The sequence below is a fragment of the Burkholderia cepacia genome (genome assembly GCF_001718835.1).
GTDB classification, from domain to species: Bacteria; Pseudomonadota; Gammaproteobacteria; order Burkholderiales; family Burkholderiaceae; genus Burkholderia; species Burkholderia cepacia_F.
The window spans coordinates 3081055-3097101 of sequence record NZ_CP013444.1 but is presented as its reverse complement, the minus strand read 5'-3'; the positions used below and the strand labels follow the sequence as shown (position 1 = coordinate 3097101).

Sequence of the window (16047 nt, the reverse complement as noted above, 5' to 3'; positions counted from 1 at the left end):
CCGCATGGCGGAGAGAATTCCCGCGCGTGACCCGCTCGTTTCGTCAGGCGGCCGCGCGCGTGACGGCGGCGAGCGGCGCAGCCCCGGTCAATACCCGATCCACACCGCGAACGTCAGCACCACGCACGACAGCGCGAGCAGCGTCAGGAACAGCGGCAACACGAAGCGGATCCACGCGCCGAAATCGACGCGCGCCGTTGCCAGATACGCGAGCAGCATGCCGGACGTCGGCGTGACGAGGTTCGTCAGCCCGCCGCCGAGCACGAACGCGAGCACCGACGTCTGGCCGCTCACACCGGAGAGCTGGGCGATCGGCCCGATGATCGGCATGCTGACCGCGGCCTTGCCCGACACCGACGGAATGAACACGTCGAGCACCATCTGCACGCCCATCAGGCCGTTCGCGACCCACACCGGCGATTGCCCGTCCGCGAGCCGCGTGAAGAAGTTGATCAGCGTGTCGAGCACGAGGCTGTTCTGCAGCAGCAGCTCGACGGAAGCGGCGAGCCCCATCAGCAGCGCCGCGAGCATCATGTTCTTCATCCCGTCGACGAACGCGTCGGCCGCGCTGCGCGAATCGAGCCCGCCGATCGCCGCGGTGACGAGGCTGACGAACGCGTAGAACGCCGCCAGTTCGACGTTGCCCCACTTCAGTTCGCGCGTGCCGTAGATCAGCATCGCGACCGCCGCGGCGAACACGAGCAGCGTTGCCTTGTGGCGCGGCGGCAGCTTCGCGGGCGCATGCGCGCCCGCCGTGGTCTGCCCGGCCCGATAGCCGGTGTTGCGCACGTAGCGCAGCAGGTACAGGATGCCGATCGTCAGGAATGCGACGAATACGGCCGCGCGCAGCGCGACGCCGCTGAACAGCGGCACGCCGACGAGCGGCTGCGCGACCGCTAGCGCGAGCGGGTTCGTGACCGACGCGATATAGCCGATCTTCGCGGCGAGCGCGACGAGCGCGACCGCGAACAGGTCGGACAGGCCGAGGCGCCGGGCGATCACGACCACCATCGGAATGATCACGAGATACTCGGAGATGAAGCCGAGCAGCGTGCTGCCGAGCCCGATCAGGATCATCAGCAGCGGCGTCAGCAGGTATGCGTTGTTGCCGGTGAGTTGCAGCAGCCGGTCGATGCCCGCATCGACGACACCCGTGCGGCGCATCACGCCGAACATCCCGCCGACGAACATCACCATCACGATCAGCGGCGCGTTCTTCAGCAGCCCTTGCGGCACCGCGACGAACGCGGAGACGAGGCTCGCGGGCGTCGCTTTGTCGGGCGTGCTCCTGCTGACGGCCGGCGCGACGAGCGTCGTGAGCGCGGTCGCCTTCGGTACCACGTGATAGGTGCCGGGCACGACGAGTCGGCCGTTGCGCGCGAACTGGCCCGAGTCGACGAGCCACGTGAGCGCGATCGCGGCGGCGAGCACCCACAGCATCATCACGACCGGGTGCAGCATCTTGCCGTGCGGATGCGGCTCGCGGTTGGCGGGCTCGACGGCGGACCGCGCGTCGTCGTTCGGCGCGTGTGCGGCCGGGCCGTCGACGGGGGATTCGGCAGCGCGCGCGCTGGACGGATTCGGAATGGAAGCGGGCATCGGTTCCTCGCGGGTGACGGGGCCGTCAGGCCGGTTGCAGCGCGTCGCGCGCCGGGACGTAGCCGAGTTCGGCGGAAATGGCGAGGCTGCATGCCTGCAGGCGTTCGAGATAGTCGGGAATGTCGGCATGGCTTACGCGCACTTCCGGCCCCGTCACGCTCACCGAGGCGACCGTCGCGCCCGTCAGGTCGCGCACCGGCACCGCGATCCCGACCGCGCCGGGCGTTACCTCGCCACTGCTCACCGCGTAGCCCTTGCGCGCGACCGCATCGAGCTCGTCGGCGAACTTCGGCTGATCGGCCGCCTGCCCGCGCTTGCGCATCTGCACGAAAAACTCGTCGCGCACGGCATCCGGCGCGAACGCGAGCAGCACCTTGCCCGATGCGCCGAAATGGATCGGCCGGCGGTTGCCGACCGCGCCGACGGTGCGCACCGCGTGCGTGGTTTCGCAACGCGCGACGCACACCGATTCGAGCCCTTCGCGCACGCGCAGCACGACGGTCTCGTTGATCGCCTGGTTGAGCGCGAGCATGTGCCGGTGCGCGGCGCGCACGAGCGCGTTCTGCTGCGAAGCGGCCACACCGATCACGAACGCCTGCGGGCCGAGCGCATAGGTGGACGTGCGTGGGTCCTGCACGACGAAGCGGTGCAGTTCGAGCGTGCACAGCATCCGGTACGTGCGCGACTTGTTGATGCCGAGTTGCGACGCCAGTTCGGTCACGCCGAGGTTCGGGTGCTCGGCCACGTAGGTCAGCAGCTTCAGCGCGCTGTCGACGGCGTCGACGATGTACGTCATCGAGGGTCTCCGGATGGGGCGAGCTGCGTGCGCACGTAGCCGGCGAGCGCGTCGAGATACGCGTCGACCGTGCGCTTCAGCACGGCGAAGCCCGCGTGTTTCGCGAACGCGGCCTCGTCCATGTACAGCGCGCGGTTGAATTCGATCTGAATGCTGTGGCGTTGCCGTGCGGGATCGGCGAGCGCGGTCAACAGGTCGCCGCCCTGGTACGGATCGTTGACCTGCACGCGATAGCCGGCGCCGGCGAACCACTGCGCGGTCCACGCGGTGAAGGCCGGATCCGCGGTCGTGCCGCGCCGGTCGCTGACGACGACGTCCGGCCGCAACGCACCCGCGTCGACGTTCATCGCGTTGCCGCGCGACTTCATCGAGTGGCAGTCGATGTGCCACAGCGTGCCGTGCGCGGCATGCAGCGGCTCGGCCGCGTCGGCCAACGCGCGGCGGTACGGCAGGTAGTACGCGTCGATGCGCCGGCGCACCGCGTCGAGCGGCAGCTTGCGGTCGTACAGCGGCACGCCGGGCAGCGCGTCGCGCCGGATCAGCCCCATCCCGCGCTGCGTATACGGCTGCGGTGCAAGCGGCTCGGGCCACGGCTCGGCAAGCAGCGTTTCGTCGATGTCGGTTTCCGCGCGGTTCGGATCGATGTACGCGCGTGGAAACGCCGCGGCGAGCAGCGTGCCGCCGCGCGCGGGGGCGCCGGCCCACAGTTCGTCGATGTACGCGTCCCACGTCGTGCGGATCGCGTCGTCGGGCGCGACGGTGGCGAAGTCCGGCGGATACGCGATGCCGCTGTGCGGCGAGTCGACGACGATCGGCAGCGCGCCGGCCGACGGCTGCGCAACGAAGTACGCGGACGGTTCGCCGACGGCGCCGGTGTTGCAATTAAACGTCGGCATGGGGATCAGGTTCTTTACCTAGTTTCTCGATTTATTTTCGGTCGCTCGTTTTAATCATTAAAACATCGTATCAATATTTCACAACGACTGAAAATCACGGTCAAGCGCTTTTTTCGGCTTCGCGATTGAATCGCTGAATCCGGCGCTTTCCCTTGTCTGTATTGGGTTTGTTTCATTCATTGAAACGTCGTCGGAACGGGCTTTGGCGCGAGTATTCGTGTGATCTTTTGTCCATATTGACGCCAAAAACATCCGAAATCAAAAATTAATAAGACGATGTTTTATTCAATAAAACACGTTTGGGGCGAAATAAATCGCTCCCCATATACAACCGACAAAGGGGTCAGAGATATGAAACGGACGGAAATGGCGGCGGCGCTGATGGGAGTCGCGATCGGCGCGGGCGCGTCGCACGCGTGCGCGCAATCGAGCGTGACGCTGTATGGCGTGGTCGATTCAGGGATCACGTACACGAACAACCAGAACGGCCACGCTGCGTGGCAGGCGACCGGCGGCAACGAGCAGGGCACGCGATTCGGGCTGCTCGGCAAGGAGGAACTCGGTGGCGGCACGCGCGCGGTGTTCCGGCTCGAGAACGGCTTCAACATCGAGAGCGGCGCCGCGAGCCAGGGCGGACGGCTGTTCGGGCGCCGCGCATACGTGGGGTTGGAAAACGACCGCTGGGGCACGCTGACGATGGGCCGCCAGTACAACGCGGCGCAGGAGGTGCTGGAGCCGCTGCAGATCGGCGCGACCACCGCGCTCACGCAGTACGCGCTGCATCCGTTCGACACCGACGACCTGAACAACACGTTCCGCACCAACAACTCGGTGCAGTACCAGACGCCCACGTGGTACGGGCTGCGCGCCGTCGGCCTGTATGGCTTCTCGAATTCCACGTCGTTCGCGGAAAACCGCGTGTGGAGCCTCGGCGCGAGCTACGAGAACGGGCCGCTGCAACTGGGCGCAGCGTACGTGCGCGTCGATCATCCGGCACTCGACACGACCGGCGCGGCGGCGTCCGACAACTACTACACGTTCATCAAGGGCGTGACGCGCCAGCAGATCTGGGGCGCGGGCGGCGCGTATGCATGGGGCGCCGCGACGTTCGGGCTGCTGTACACGAGCTCGCTGTTCAACCTGCAGACGGGCGGCGCGATGCGCTTCAACAACTTCGAGGGCAGCGTGCGCTACCTGATGACGCCCGCGCTGCAGTTCTCGCTCGGCGAAACCTATACGCAGGTGCTCGCGTCGCAGGGGCCGAAGCCGAGTTCGCATTACCTGCAGACGAGCGTCGGCGCGCAGTATTTCCTGTCGAAGCGCGCCGACATCTACGTGAATGCGTTCTACCAGCGCGCTTCATCGAACACGGTGGCGGCGATCGAAGGGATCTCGAATCCGTCGAGCACGCGCACGCAGATCGTCGCGGTGACGGGCATCCGCCACCGGTTCTGATGCGGCGGGCGGCGCGCGCGTCCGGTTACAGGCGGATCAGTGCCGCGCCCGCGACCACCAGCGCGCACGCGGCGAGCCGCTGCGCGCCGGGCCGCTCGCGCATCACGAGCCAGCCGATCGCGACCGCGAAGATCGAACTCGTTTCACGCAGCGCCGACACCGTCCCGACCGGCAGGATCCGGTACGCGAGGATCACGATCCCGTAAGCGGCGAGGGAGATCGTGCCGGCCACGACGCCCTGCCGCACCGCGTCGCGCGACCCGAACACGCTGCGCGGGCCGCCACGCAGCGCGCAGACCAGCACGAACTGCGGCACGCTCCACAGCACGTACACCCACGCGATGTAGCCGAGCGCGCTGCCGGACACGCGCGAGCCGATGCCGTCGCAGATCGAATACGCGGCGATGAACACGCCCGTGAGCAGCGCGAACGGCACGCCTTCGCCGGAGAACCGGAAGCCGCGCCGCAGCGCGAGCGACATGATGCCGAACGACACGAGCGCGATGCCCGCGAAGCCGAACGGGGTCGGCTGCTCGTGGAGGAAGGCGAGCGCGAGCGCCGACACGAGCAGCGGCGAGATCCCGCGCGCGATCGGATAGATCTGCCCGAACTCGCCGCTGCGGTAGGCGCGCGCCAGCGTGAAGCAGTACGCGACCTCGAGCGCGGCCGACGCGGCGATGTACGGCCACGCGGCGCGCTCGGGCGCCGGCAGCAGCCACGCGCCGGCGACGCCGAACGCGAAATAGGGCAACGACATCGTGCCGAGCTGTACGAGGCGGTCTTCGCTGACGTGGAGGAAGGCATTCCAGATGGCGTGCAGCAACGCGGAGCACAGCACGAGGCCGATGAAGAGGTGATCCATGGCAGACGGTCAGGCGGTCGAGGGGGAGGGCGGATGCGGACGGCGCCGTCATTATGTGGGCGGCGGGCACGCCGGCGTGGAATTGTCGATAATGGCGTGTTGTTATTCACCGGATGCCGACGATGACCGAAGCCACCCAAGCCCAGCCTGCCGTTCCGCGCCTCACGAGCCTGTCGCACGGCGGCGGCTGCGGCTGCAAGATTGCGCCGGGCGTGCTGTCCGAGCTGCTGAAGCGCGCGACGCCGCCCGCGCTGTTCCCGGATCTGCTGGTCGGTACCGAGACGTCCGACGACGCGGCCGTCTACCGCCTCAACGACGAGCAGGCGATCGTCGCGACCACCGACTTCTTCATGCCGATCGTCGACGATCCGTTCGACTTCGGCCGCATCGCCGCGACCAACGCGCTGTCCGACGTCTACGCGATGGGCGGCAAGCCGATCCTCGCGCTCGCGCTGGTCGGGATGCCGATCAACGTGCTGCCGCACGAGACGATCGCGGCCGTGCTGCGCGGTGGCGAATCGGTGTGCGCGGATGCCGGCATTCCGGTGGCGGGCGGCCACTCGATCGATTCGGTCGAGCCGATCTACGGGCTCGCGGCGATCGGCGTCGTGCATCCGTCGCGCGTGAAGCGCAACGCGGCCGCGCGCGCGGGCGACGTGCTCGTGCTCGGCAAGCCGCTCGGCGTCGGCGTGCTGTCGGCCGCGCTGAAGAAGAACCAGCTCGACGCTGCCGGCTACGCGCAGATGGTGGCGACAACCACCAAGTTGAACCGGCCGGGCGCCGAACTCGCCGCGCTGCCGGGCGTGCATGCGCTGACCGACGTCACGGGCTTTGGGCTGCTCGGCCACACGCTCGAGCTCGCACGTGGCGCTCACCTCACCGCGCGTGTGCACTACGCGTCGCTGCCGTGGCTCGCGGGCGTCGAGGCGTTCGTGGCCGACGGCGTGTTCACCGGTGCGTCGGGCCGCAACTGGGCCGCGTACGGCGCGGACGTTCGACTGGCCGACACGCTGCCGCCGGTCGCGCAGGCGCTGCTGACCGATCCGCAGACGTCGGGCGGCCTGCTGGTCGCGTGCGCGCCCGAGGCCGTCGACGACGTGCTCGCGTGCTTCCGTGCCGACGGTTTCGACCGCGCGGGCGTGATCGGCGAGATGGTGGACGGGCCTGCGCGCGTCGATGTCGCCTGACGTACTTTCCCCGGACATTTTTGCGGTCGCTAGAATCGGCGTTTTCCATCGAAGACGTCGATTCCCGATGAACGATTTCCTGTTCGGGCTGATGATCGCGCTGTCGGTCGGGCCCGTTGCACTGATGATCGCGAACTACGGGATGCGCGCCGGCACCGCGAGCGGCGTGCGCGCGGCGGTGGGTGTTGCGGCGGCCGACGGCTGCTATGCGGTCGTCGCATTCACGCTCGGCGCGATGCTCGCGAGTACGCTCGCGGCGCATCTGCCGCTGTTTCGTCTGGTGGGTGCGCTCGTGCTGCTGGCGATGGGGACGCGGATGCTGTGGCAGGCGCTGCGGGATCGCCGCCGCACGCTCGACGGCGATGCGCGGCCGCCGGGCAGCCGCCCGTTTGCGTCGATGTTCTTCGTCACGCTGGCGAACCCGCTGACGATCCTGTTGTTCTACGGCTATGCAACGGCCGCCGCCGGCGCGCAGCGGCACTGGCTGCTCGGCGCCGCGTGCGTGTTTGCCGGCAGCCTCGCGGGGCAGCTCGTGTTCGCCTTCGGCGGCAGCGTGATCGGCCGGATCGTGAAGTCGCCGAGGCTGCTCGCGGCGAGCCACGTGGTCGCGGCGCTTGTCGTGCTGGGGTACGGGGTTGCGGGGCTCGCACGGTTGTAGCCGACACTCGCCTCGATAGCATTCCTCACGTTCTCGCGGAACCGGTCGCGCTGCGTCGGCGCGTGTTCGCCCCGCCATCGCGCATCGCAATCGGGTTCCGCATCGGGCACGCCCGTTCTATACTCCGTCGCGCAGTCTACGAGAGCCGTTCTCACCCAACATCATCGAAACAAGGAACGCCGATGCTGACTCGCTCGATTCTTTCCGCCGCTGCCTTCTCGCTCGCAGCCTGTGCGACCGCGCCGTCGATCGCGCAGGGCAACAATGCGGACCAGTCGTTTGCCGACGCCGGTGCACAGGGCCGCCCGGTCAAGGTCATGATCATCACGATGTTCGGTCCGGAGGGCCAGGCATGGCTCGACCGGCTCGGCCCGTGGCGCGACATCGCCGTGCCCGGCCTGTCGCCCGACTACCCGAACGTTCATTGCAACAAGCAGGACGTATGCGTGGTCACGACCGGCATGGGCTATGCGAACGCGTCGGCGACGATCATGGCGCTCACGTTCTCGCAGCGCTTCGATCTGCGCCGCACGTATTTCCTGATCTCCGGCATCGCGGGCGTCGACCCCGCGCAAGGCACCGTCGGCTCGGCCGCGTGGTCGAAGTACCTCGTCGATTTCAGCCTGCAGTGGGAGCTCGATGCACGCGAGATTCCGGCCGGCTGGAATACCGGCTTTCTCGGCATCAACACGAAGAGCCCGAACGACAAGCCGCCGCTCGACTATCGCACCGAGGTGTTCCAGCTCAACCCGCAGCTGACCGACGCCGCTGTCGCGCTGTCGCGCAACGTCGTGCTGGCCGACAGCGCGCAGGCGCAGGCCGCGCGCGCGAAGTTCACGTACGCGCCGGCGAACCGGCCGCCGACGGTGATCCAGTGCGATACGTCATCGGGCAACACGTGGTTCTCGGGCACGCTGATCGGCGAGCGCGCGCGCCAGTGGACGAAGATCCTGACCGACGGCAAGGGTACCTACTGCATGACCGCACAGGAAGACAACGCGACGTATGAAGCGCTCAAGCGTGCGGCGAGCGTGAAGCGGGTCGACCTGTCGCGCGTCGCGGTGCTGCGTACCGGGTCGGATTTCGACCGGCCGTACGCGGGGCAGACGAGTGCCGACAACCTGCTGAACTACGCGGACCAGGGCGGCTTCGCCCCGGCGACCGAAAACCTGTACCGCGCGGGCAATCCGCTGGTTCAGGACATCGTGACGCACTGGGGCGAATGGCGCGACGGGGTGCCGCGCCGTTGACCGTGCGTCAGCGCGATTGCGGGCGGAACGGCGTCCAGACCGGCGTATCGCTGTTCCAGTGATCGAGCGGCGAGGGCAGTTGATCGTTCATGATGCGCAACTCCTGCAAATAACCGATTGATGTGATTCATGACGCCGCGCACGGGGCAACCCGCTGCGCGGCGTTGTGCGTTTACCGGCCCCCGCCGGCGAGCTGGTTGCTTTCCGGCATCGAGCGATACGGGCGCGGCACGAGGTCGAGCCCTTGCGCGTATGACGTGGCCTTGCGGATGTACGCGACGGTCCCGTCGCGCTGCGCCTGTTCGAGTTCCGCGCGGACTTCGGCGCGCGTGCGCGGGCCGTTGCTTTGTGCGTACAGCGACGTATTGCCGTAATCGCCTGCGTGGCCCGTGTCGGTGTCGGCGAAGGCCGGCGCGGACACGACGAGTGCGAGGGCAAGGGTGGAGAGCAGACCGCGGCGTTTCATGATGGGACTCCTGTCGATTCGATGCGCATGCTGCTGCGCGACAGGATCTACTCTAAGAGCGCGAGCGCGGTCGATAAATGGCGTTGCGGTGAATTGAATTGTCGCCTCAATGGAACAATCGGAAGCCGCACCCTCGATAGGGATTTCGCTCGACGCCTTGCAGCGCGGGGCCAAGCAGGACAACGCACATGCCGTTTCGGGGGCGCCGCGTGCGCCGCGCAATTCGATTGGTGCTATCGGCGCAATGGTCTTCTGCGAATCATGGAGGGACGGCGCATGCTGCGATGCGCCGTCGTCAGTCGCTTCCGGGCGTATCAGCGCGTCGCGCGGCCTGATGCGCCCCTTATGCGACCCATTCGTTGATGACCGGCGTGTCGAGCACCGGCGCGCGTTCGGCTTCCTCGAACGTACGCTTGCTGCACGTCGCGTCGAGGCTGCCCTTGCCGCTCAGCAGCGGGCAACGATCGAACACCTCGGCGATCCAGTCGACGAAGACGCGCACTTTCGGCGACAGATGGCGGCTGTGCGGATACACGACGGAGATCGGCATCGGCAGCGGCTTGACGCCTGGCAGCACTTCCTTGAGCCGGCCTTCGCGCAGATGCGGCAGCACCATGAAGAGCGGCGGCTGGATCAGCCCGAAGCCTTCGATCCCGCAGGTCACGTAAGCATCCGCGTCGTTCACCGACAGGATGCCCTCCATCTTCATCTCGACTTCCTGGCCGTCGGTCAGGAACGTCCAGTCGATCGTGCGGCCGGTGCGGCTCGAGAAGTAGTTGACGGCCTTGTGCTGGCTCAGGTCGTCGATCGTCTTCGGCTCGCCGTGGCGCTCGAGATAGTCGGGCGACGCGACCGTCACGCATTCGAACAGGCCGACCCGCCGCGCGACGAGCGACGAGTCCTGCAGTGCGCCGACGCGGATCACGCAATCGACCCCTTCCTGCAGCAGGTCGACCGGCCGGTCGGACAGGCCGAGCTGCAGGTCGATGTCCGGGTAGCGCGTATGAAATTCGCACAGCGACGGAATCACGAGCAGCCGCCCGATCGAACCCGGCATGTCGATACGCAACTTTCCGTGCGGCTTCCGGTTGTTCGCCTGGAAGCTCGCCTCGGTTTCCTCGACGTCCGCGAGGATCCGCACGCATCGTTCGTAGTACGCGGCGCCGTCCGGCGTGAGCGACAGCCGGCGCGTGGTCCGGTGCATCAGCCGTACACCGAGGAAAGCCTCGAGATTCTGGATGATCGTCGTGACGGACGCCCGCGGCAAGCTGAGCGTTTCCGCTGCCTTGGTGAAGCTGCTCGTATCGACGACGCGAGTAAACACCTGCATGGCCTGAAGCCGGTCCATCACAACCTCCGCAATCTAATTTGCCGCCGGAACAAGAAGGCTGCGCTACCTCGTGGGTAAACGCAGCCTCGGATTGTTCGGGGGCGTTGAATTGTGTTGCCGGATTATAGGCATTTATCCCAATGTCTGCCGGACCCAGAATTCGTTCCATCTCGAAATGGATGCTGCATCGTCATGGACGCTTCTGAATTCAGCAAATTCCTGAAGGCCGCGTTGCCCGTGCAAGCCACGGCGGGCGCGGCGCTGACGGTCGCCGAAGTGGAAATTCCCGGCTACGCGCAGGACATCGTGCTGCGCCTGTACCGGCGCGCGGACAAGACCGGGTTGCCAGTAGTGCTTTATTTCCACGGCGGCGGCTTCGTCCGCGGTTCGCTCGAAGACGCCGATTTCGCCGCGCGCTTTTTAGCAGAACGCTTACCAGCGCTCGTAGTGTCGGTCGACTATTCGCTCGCGCCGGCCTTTCCCTTTCCGGCCGCGCCGGAGGATGCGTATCGCGCCGCCGTGTGGGCCGCGACGCGCGCCCGCGCGTTCGGCGGCAACCCGAAGAAGATCGGTGTCGCGGGGCACGACGCGGGTGGCCAGCTCGCGAACTGCCTCGCGTTCATCGCGCGCGATCGCGGCGAAGTGTCGATCGTCGCGCAGGCGCTGTTCGGGCCGATGCTCGACCCGAGCATGACGCGCATCGGCGACGCCGAGCGCCTCGCATCCGACATCACCGCGCGCGAATGCGCGGCCTGTTATCGCGCGTATCTGCCGCAGGCCGCGCAACGCATGCACCCGTATGCGGCTCCGCTCGAATCGGTGCGCCTCGCGGGCCTGCCGCCGACGCTCGTCGTCACCGCGCAGAACGACGTGCTGCACGTCGAGGCGGAGAAATATGCGGGCTGCCTGATCTCGTCGGGCGTGCTCACGCAGGTGATCCGCTATCCGGACATCACGCACGCCGCGCTCGCGACGCACGAAGCCGCCTTCGAGGAAGCCGTGCGCTTCTTCCAGTGCCGCTTCCAGGCGCGCCAGCCCAACCGTTCCGAATAACCAGAACCAATCCACGTTTACCTGGAGATCCACATGGCCATCCTACGCACCTCCCGTTCCCGAATCGCGACGACAGCGGCGATCGTGACGCTTGCCGTCGTCGGCCTCGGAACGTTCGGCGCGATGCGCGTGAACGCGAACGCACCCGAGAAGGCGGCCGCGCCGCTGCCCGAAGTCGATGTCGCGACCGTCGTGCCGCAGACCGTCACCGACTGGCAGAGTTATTCGGGCCGCCTCGAGGCGGTCGAGAAAGTCGACGTGCGCCCGCAGGTGTCCGGCACGATCGTCGCGGTGAACTTCAAGGACGGCGCGCTCGTGAAGAAGGGCGACGTGCTGTTCGTGATCGACCCGCGCCCGTACCAGGCCGAAACCGATCGCGCGGCCGCGCAGCTCGCGGCCGCGCAGGCGCGCAACGGCTATGCGCAGACCGACTGGCAGCGCGCGCAGCGGCTGATCGGCGACAACGCGATCGCGAAGCGCGATTACGACGAGAAGCAGAACGCCGCGCGCGAAGCGACCGCGAACCTGAAGGCCGCCGAAGCCGCGCTCGAAACGGCGCGCATCAACCTCGGCTATACGCGAATCACCGCGCCGGTGTCGGGCCGCGTGTCGCGTGCGGAAATCACGCTCGGCAACGTCGTGTCGGCCGGTGCGTCGGCCGCGCCGCTCACCACGCTGGTGTCGGTGTCGCCGATCTACGCGTCGTTCGACGCAGATGAACAGACCTACCTGCAATACATCAACGGCGCGCGCAACGGCCGCAAGGTGCCGGTCGAGCTCGGCCTCGCGAACGAAACCGGCTACTCGCGCAGCGGCGAGATCGACTCGGTCGACAACCGGCTCGACACGTCGTCGGGCACGATCCGGGTGCGCGCACGCTTCGACAACGCGGACGGTGCGCTCGTCCCGGGCCTGTACGCACGCGTGAAGGTGGGCGGCAGCGCGCCGCACGAGGCATTGCTCGTCGACGACGCGGCGATCAACACCGACCAGGACAAGAAGTTCGTGTTCGTCGTCGACCAGCAAGGCCGCGTGTCGTACCGCGAAGTGCAGCAGGGGCTGCAGCACGGCAACCGGCGCGTGATCGTGAGCGGCCTCGCGGCAGGCGATCGCGTGGTCGTGAACGGCACGCAGCGCGTGCGCCCCGGCGAACAGGTGAAGCCGCACATGGTCCCGATGACGGGCGGTGACGCGCCGTCCGCGCCGCTGGCGGACAACGCGAAGCCGGCCGCCCCGGCGAAGGCGGATTCGTAAGCGGGCCGCCGCTTCGTATCCGCGTTCAACCAGACAGAGCCACACATGAACATTTCAAAATTCTTTATCGACCGGCCGATCTTTGCAGGAGTCCTATCGGTGATCGTCCTGCTCGGCGGGGTGATCGCGATGTTCCTGCTGCCGATCTCGGAATATCCGGAAGTCGTGCCGCCTTCCGTGATCGTGAAGGCGCAGTATCCGGGCGCGAACCCGAAAGTGATCGCCGAGACGGTCGCATCGCCGCTCGAGGAGCAGATCAACGGCGTCGAGGACATGCTCTACATGCAGTCGCAGGCGAACAGCGACGGCAACATGACGATCACCGTCACGTTCAAGCTGGGTACCGATCCGGACAAGGCCACGCAGCTGGTGCAGAACCGCGTGAACCAGGCGCTGCCGCGCCTGCCGGAAGACGTGCAGCGGCTCGGCATCACGACGGTAAAGAGCTCGCCGACGCTGACGATGGTGGTCCACCTGATCTCGCCGGACAACCGCTACGACATGACCTACCTGCGCAACTACGCGCTGATCAACGTGAAGGATCGCCTGTCGCGGATCCAGGGCGTCGGCCAGGTGCAGCTGTGGGGTTCGGGCGACTACGCGATGCGCGTGTGGCTCGATCCGCAGAAGGTCGCGCAGCGCGGGCTGTCGGCCGAGGACGTCGTGCAGGCGATCCGCGAGCAGAACGTGCAGGTCGCGGCCGGCGTGATCGGCGCGTCGCCGTCGCTGCCCGGCACGCCGCTGCAGCTGTCGGTGAACGCGCGCGGCCGCCTGCAGACGGAAGACGAGTTCGGCGACATCGTCGTGAAGACCACGCCGGACGGCGGCGTCACGCACCTGCGCGACATCGCGCGCATCGAGCTCGACGCATCTGAATACGGGCTGCGCTCGCTGCTCGACAACAAGCCGGCCGTCGCGATGGCGATCAACCAGTCGCCGGGCGCGAACTCGCTGCAGATCTCGGACGAAGTGCGCAAGACGATGGCCGAGCTGAAGCAGGACATGCCGGCGGGCGTCGACTACAAGATCGTCTACGACCCGACGCAGTTCGTGCGTTCGTCGATCAAGGCCGTCGTGCACACGCTGCTCGAAGCGATCGCGCTGGTCGTGATCGTCGTGATCGTGTTCCTGCAGACCTGGCGCGCGTCGCTGATTCCGCTGATCGCGGTGCCGGTGTCGATCATCGGCACGTTCTCGCTGCTGCTCGCATTCGGCTACTCGATCAATGCGTTGTCACTGTTCGGGATGGTGCTCGCGATCGGGATCGTGGTTGACGATGCGATCGTGGTGGTCGAGAACGTCGAGCGCAACATCGAAAGCGGGATGAACGCGCGGCAGGCGACCTACAAGGCGATGCAGGAAGTGAGCGGGCCGATCATCGCGATCGCGCTGACGCTCGTCGCCGTGTTCGTGCCGCTCGCGTTCATGTCGGGCCTGACCGGCCAGTTCTACAAGCAGTTCGCGATGACCATCGCGATCTCGACGGTGATCTCGGCGTTCAACTCGCTGACGCTGTCGCCGGCGCTGTCCGCGATCCTGCTGAAAGGGCATGGCGACAAGGAAGACTGGCTCACGCGCGTGATGAACCGCGTGCTGGGCGGTTTCTTCAGGCGCTTCAACAAGGTGTTCCATCGCGGCGCGGAGAACTACGGCCGCGGCGTGCGCGGCGTGCTGTCGCGCAAGACGCTGATGCTCGGCGTGTACCTCGTGCTGGTGGGCGCGACCGTGCTGGTGTCGAAGGTCGTGCCGGGCGGCTTCGTGCCCGCGCAGGACAAGGAATACCTGATCGCGTTCGCGCAGCTGCCGAACGGTGCGTCGCTCGACCGCACCGAGAAGGTGATCCGCGACATGGGCTCGATCGCGCTGAAGCAGCCGGGCGTCGAGAGCGCGGTCGCGTTCCCGGGGCTGTCGGTGAACGGCTTCACGAACAGCTCGAGCGCGGGCATCGTGTTCGTCACGCTGAAGCCGTTCTCGGAGCGGCACGGCAAGGCGCTGTCGGCGGGCGCGATCGCGGGTGCGTTGAACCAGCAGTACGGTGCGATCAAGGATTCGTTCGTCGCGGTGTTCCCGCCGCCGCCGGTGCTCGGCCTCGGCACGCTCGGCGGGTTCAAGATGCAGATCGAGGATCGCGGCGCGGTCGGCTACGCGCGGCTCGCGGATGCGTCCAACGACTTCATCAAGCGCGCGCAGCAGGCGCCGGAACTCGGCCCGTTGTTCACGAGCTACCAGATCAACGTGCCGCAGCTCAACGTCGATCTCGATCGCGTGAAGGCGAAGCAGCTCGGCGTGCCGGTGACCGACGTGTTCAACACGATGCAGGTGTATCTCGGCTCGCTGTACGTGAACGACTTCAACCGCTTCGGGCGCGTGTACCAGGTGCGCGTGCAGGCCGATGCGCCGTTCCGCCAGCGCGCGGACGACATCCTGCAGTTGAAGACGCGTAACGACAAGGGCGAGATGGTGCCGCTGTCGTCGCTCGTCACGGTGACGCCGACGTTCGGCCCCGAAATGGTCGTGCGCTACAACGGCTACACGGCGGCCGACATCAACGGCGGCCCGGCGCCGGGCTTCTCGTCGGGCCAGGCGCAGGCCGCGATCGAGCGCATCGCGCACGAGACGCTGCCGCGCGGCGTGCGGTTCGAATGGACCGACCTCACGTACCAGCAGATCCTTGCCGGCGATTCGGCGATGTATGTGTTCCCGATCAGCGTGCTGCTCGTGTTCCTCGTGCTCGCCGCGCTGTATGAAAGCCTGACGCTGCCGCTCGCGGTGATCCTGATCGTGCCGATGAGCATTCTGTCGGCGCTGACGGGCGTGTGGCTCACGCAGGGCGACAACAACATCTTCACGCAGATCGGCTTGATGGTGCTGGTGGGGCTGTCGGCGAAGAACGCGATCCTGATCGTCGAATTCGCGCGTGAGCTCGAACACGACGGCAGGACGCCGCTCGAGGCGGCGATCGAGGCGAGCCGGCTGCGGCTGCGCCCGATCCTGATGACGTCGATCGCGTTCATCATGGGTGTCGTGCCGCTCGTCACGTCGACGGGGGCCGGTTCGGAAATGCGCCATGCGATGGGTGTCGCGGTGTTCTTCGGGATGCTCGGCGTGACGCTGTTCGGGCTGATGCTGACGCCGGTGTTCTACGTCGTGTTGCGTACGCTGGCAGGCGGCAAGATCCACGTCGCCGGCAAGGACTCGGCCGGCTACGGCGTGCCTGCGCCCGATGCTTGAGGACTACAAA

The 16047-nt window shown here is 67.1% G+C and carries 13 protein-coding genes; 7 read left to right on the top strand and 6 right to left on the bottom strand.

The features are described 5' to 3' along the window. Positions 1 to 87 precede the first annotated feature (87 nt). From WT26_RS33575 to WT26_RS33565, 3 genes are read right to left on the bottom strand one after another with little or no spacing between them, the layout of a single operon-like run. The gene (locus WT26_RS33575) at positions 88 to 1599 is read right to left on the bottom strand and encodes an SLC13 family permease (RefSeq protein ID WP_069274966.1); all 1512 of its coding nucleotides are present in this window, start codon (positions 1597 to 1599) and stop codon (positions 88 to 90) included. Between the two features lie 25 nt (positions 1600 to 1624). Then, a complete protein-coding gene (locus WT26_RS33570) occupies positions 1625 to 2395 on the bottom strand; it encodes an IclR family transcriptional regulator (RefSeq protein ID WP_069274965.1) in 771 nt (256 codons plus the stop codon). After that, positions 2392 to 3291: an N-formylglutamate amidohydrolase gene (locus WT26_RS33565; RefSeq protein WP_069274964.1), complete on the bottom strand. Its 900-nt coding sequence runs from the start codon at positions 3289 to 3291 to the stop codon at positions 2392 to 2394. Before WT26_RS33565 ends, WT26_RS33570 begins: the two co-directional genes overlap by 4 nt. Positions 3292 to 3642: 351 nt before the next feature. Here WT26_RS33565 and WT26_RS33560 point away from each other — a divergent pair, with 351 nt between their 5' ends. Then, positions 3643 to 4746 (top strand): porin, encoded by a 1104-nt coding sequence (locus tag WT26_RS33560; protein ID WP_069274963.1) that lies wholly within the window; start codon positions 3643 to 3645, stop codon positions 4744 to 4746. Between the two features lie 25 nt (positions 4747 to 4771). Here WT26_RS33560 and WT26_RS33555 read toward each other — a convergent pair whose 3' ends face one another. After that, the gene (locus WT26_RS33555) at positions 4772 to 5608 is read right to left on the bottom strand and encodes a DMT family transporter (RefSeq protein ID WP_069274962.1); all 837 of its coding nucleotides are present in this window, start codon (positions 5606 to 5608) and stop codon (positions 4772 to 4774) included. A gap of 122 nt (positions 5609 to 5730) precedes the next feature. Here WT26_RS33555 and selD point away from each other — a divergent pair, with 122 nt between their 5' ends. The 3 genes from selD (at position 5731) to WT26_RS33540 (ending at position 8703) form a co-directional block, all read left to right on the top strand. Then, positions 5731 to 6795, top strand: coding sequence for a selenide, water dikinase SelD (gene selD / locus WT26_RS33550; protein ID WP_081072082.1), 1065 nt, complete (start codon positions 5731 to 5733; stop codon positions 6793 to 6795). 67 nt (positions 6796 to 6862) lie between these two features. Further along, entirely contained in the window at positions 6863 to 7453 is a 591-nt protein-coding gene (locus WT26_RS33545; protein WP_059526773.1) for a LysE family translocator, read from the top strand. A 182-nt stretch (positions 7454 to 7635) separates the two neighbouring features. Next, on the top strand, positions 7636 to 8703 hold the full coding sequence (locus WT26_RS33540) for a purine-nucleoside phosphorylase (protein WP_069274961.1): 1068 nt from the start codon (positions 7636 to 7638) through the stop codon (positions 8701 to 8703). A gap of 172 nt (positions 8704 to 8875) precedes the next feature. On the opposite strand, the gene WT26_RS33535 is transcribed toward WT26_RS33540, so the two are convergent. Together WT26_RS33535 and ceoR are read right to left on the bottom strand one after the other, a co-directional pair. Next, entirely contained in the window at positions 8876 to 9169 is a 294-nt protein-coding gene (locus WT26_RS33535) for a DUF4148 domain-containing protein (protein ID WP_069274960.1), read from the bottom strand. A gap of 343 nt (positions 9170 to 9512) precedes the next feature. Further along, positions 9513 to 10517, bottom strand: a complete 1005-nt coding sequence (ceoR, locus tag WT26_RS33530) for a putative multidrug efflux transcriptional regulator CeoR (protein ID WP_059526767.1) — start codon at positions 10515 to 10517, stop codon at positions 9513 to 9515. Between the two features lie 174 nt (positions 10518 to 10691). On the opposite strand from ceoR, the gene WT26_RS33525 reads away from it, so the two are divergent. From WT26_RS33525 to ceoB, 3 genes are read left to right on the top strand one after another with little or no spacing between them, the layout of a single operon-like run. Next, positions 10692 to 11552 (top strand): alpha/beta hydrolase, encoded by an 861-nt coding sequence (locus WT26_RS33525; protein ID WP_059526763.1) that lies wholly within the window; start codon positions 10692 to 10694, stop codon positions 11550 to 11552. A 33-nt stretch (positions 11553 to 11585) separates the two neighbouring features. Further along, positions 11586 to 12806: a multidrug efflux RND transporter periplasmic adaptor subunit CeoA gene (ceoA, locus tag WT26_RS33520; RefSeq protein WP_069274959.1), complete on the top strand. Its 1221-nt coding sequence runs from the start codon at positions 11586 to 11588 to the stop codon at positions 12804 to 12806. 45 nt (positions 12807 to 12851) lie between these two features. Continuing rightward, positions 12852 to 16037, top strand: coding sequence for a multidrug efflux RND transporter permease subunit CeoB (gene ceoB / locus WT26_RS33515; RefSeq protein WP_069274958.1), 3186 nt, complete (start codon positions 12852 to 12854; stop codon positions 16035 to 16037). Positions 16038 to 16047 lie beyond the last annotated feature (10 nt).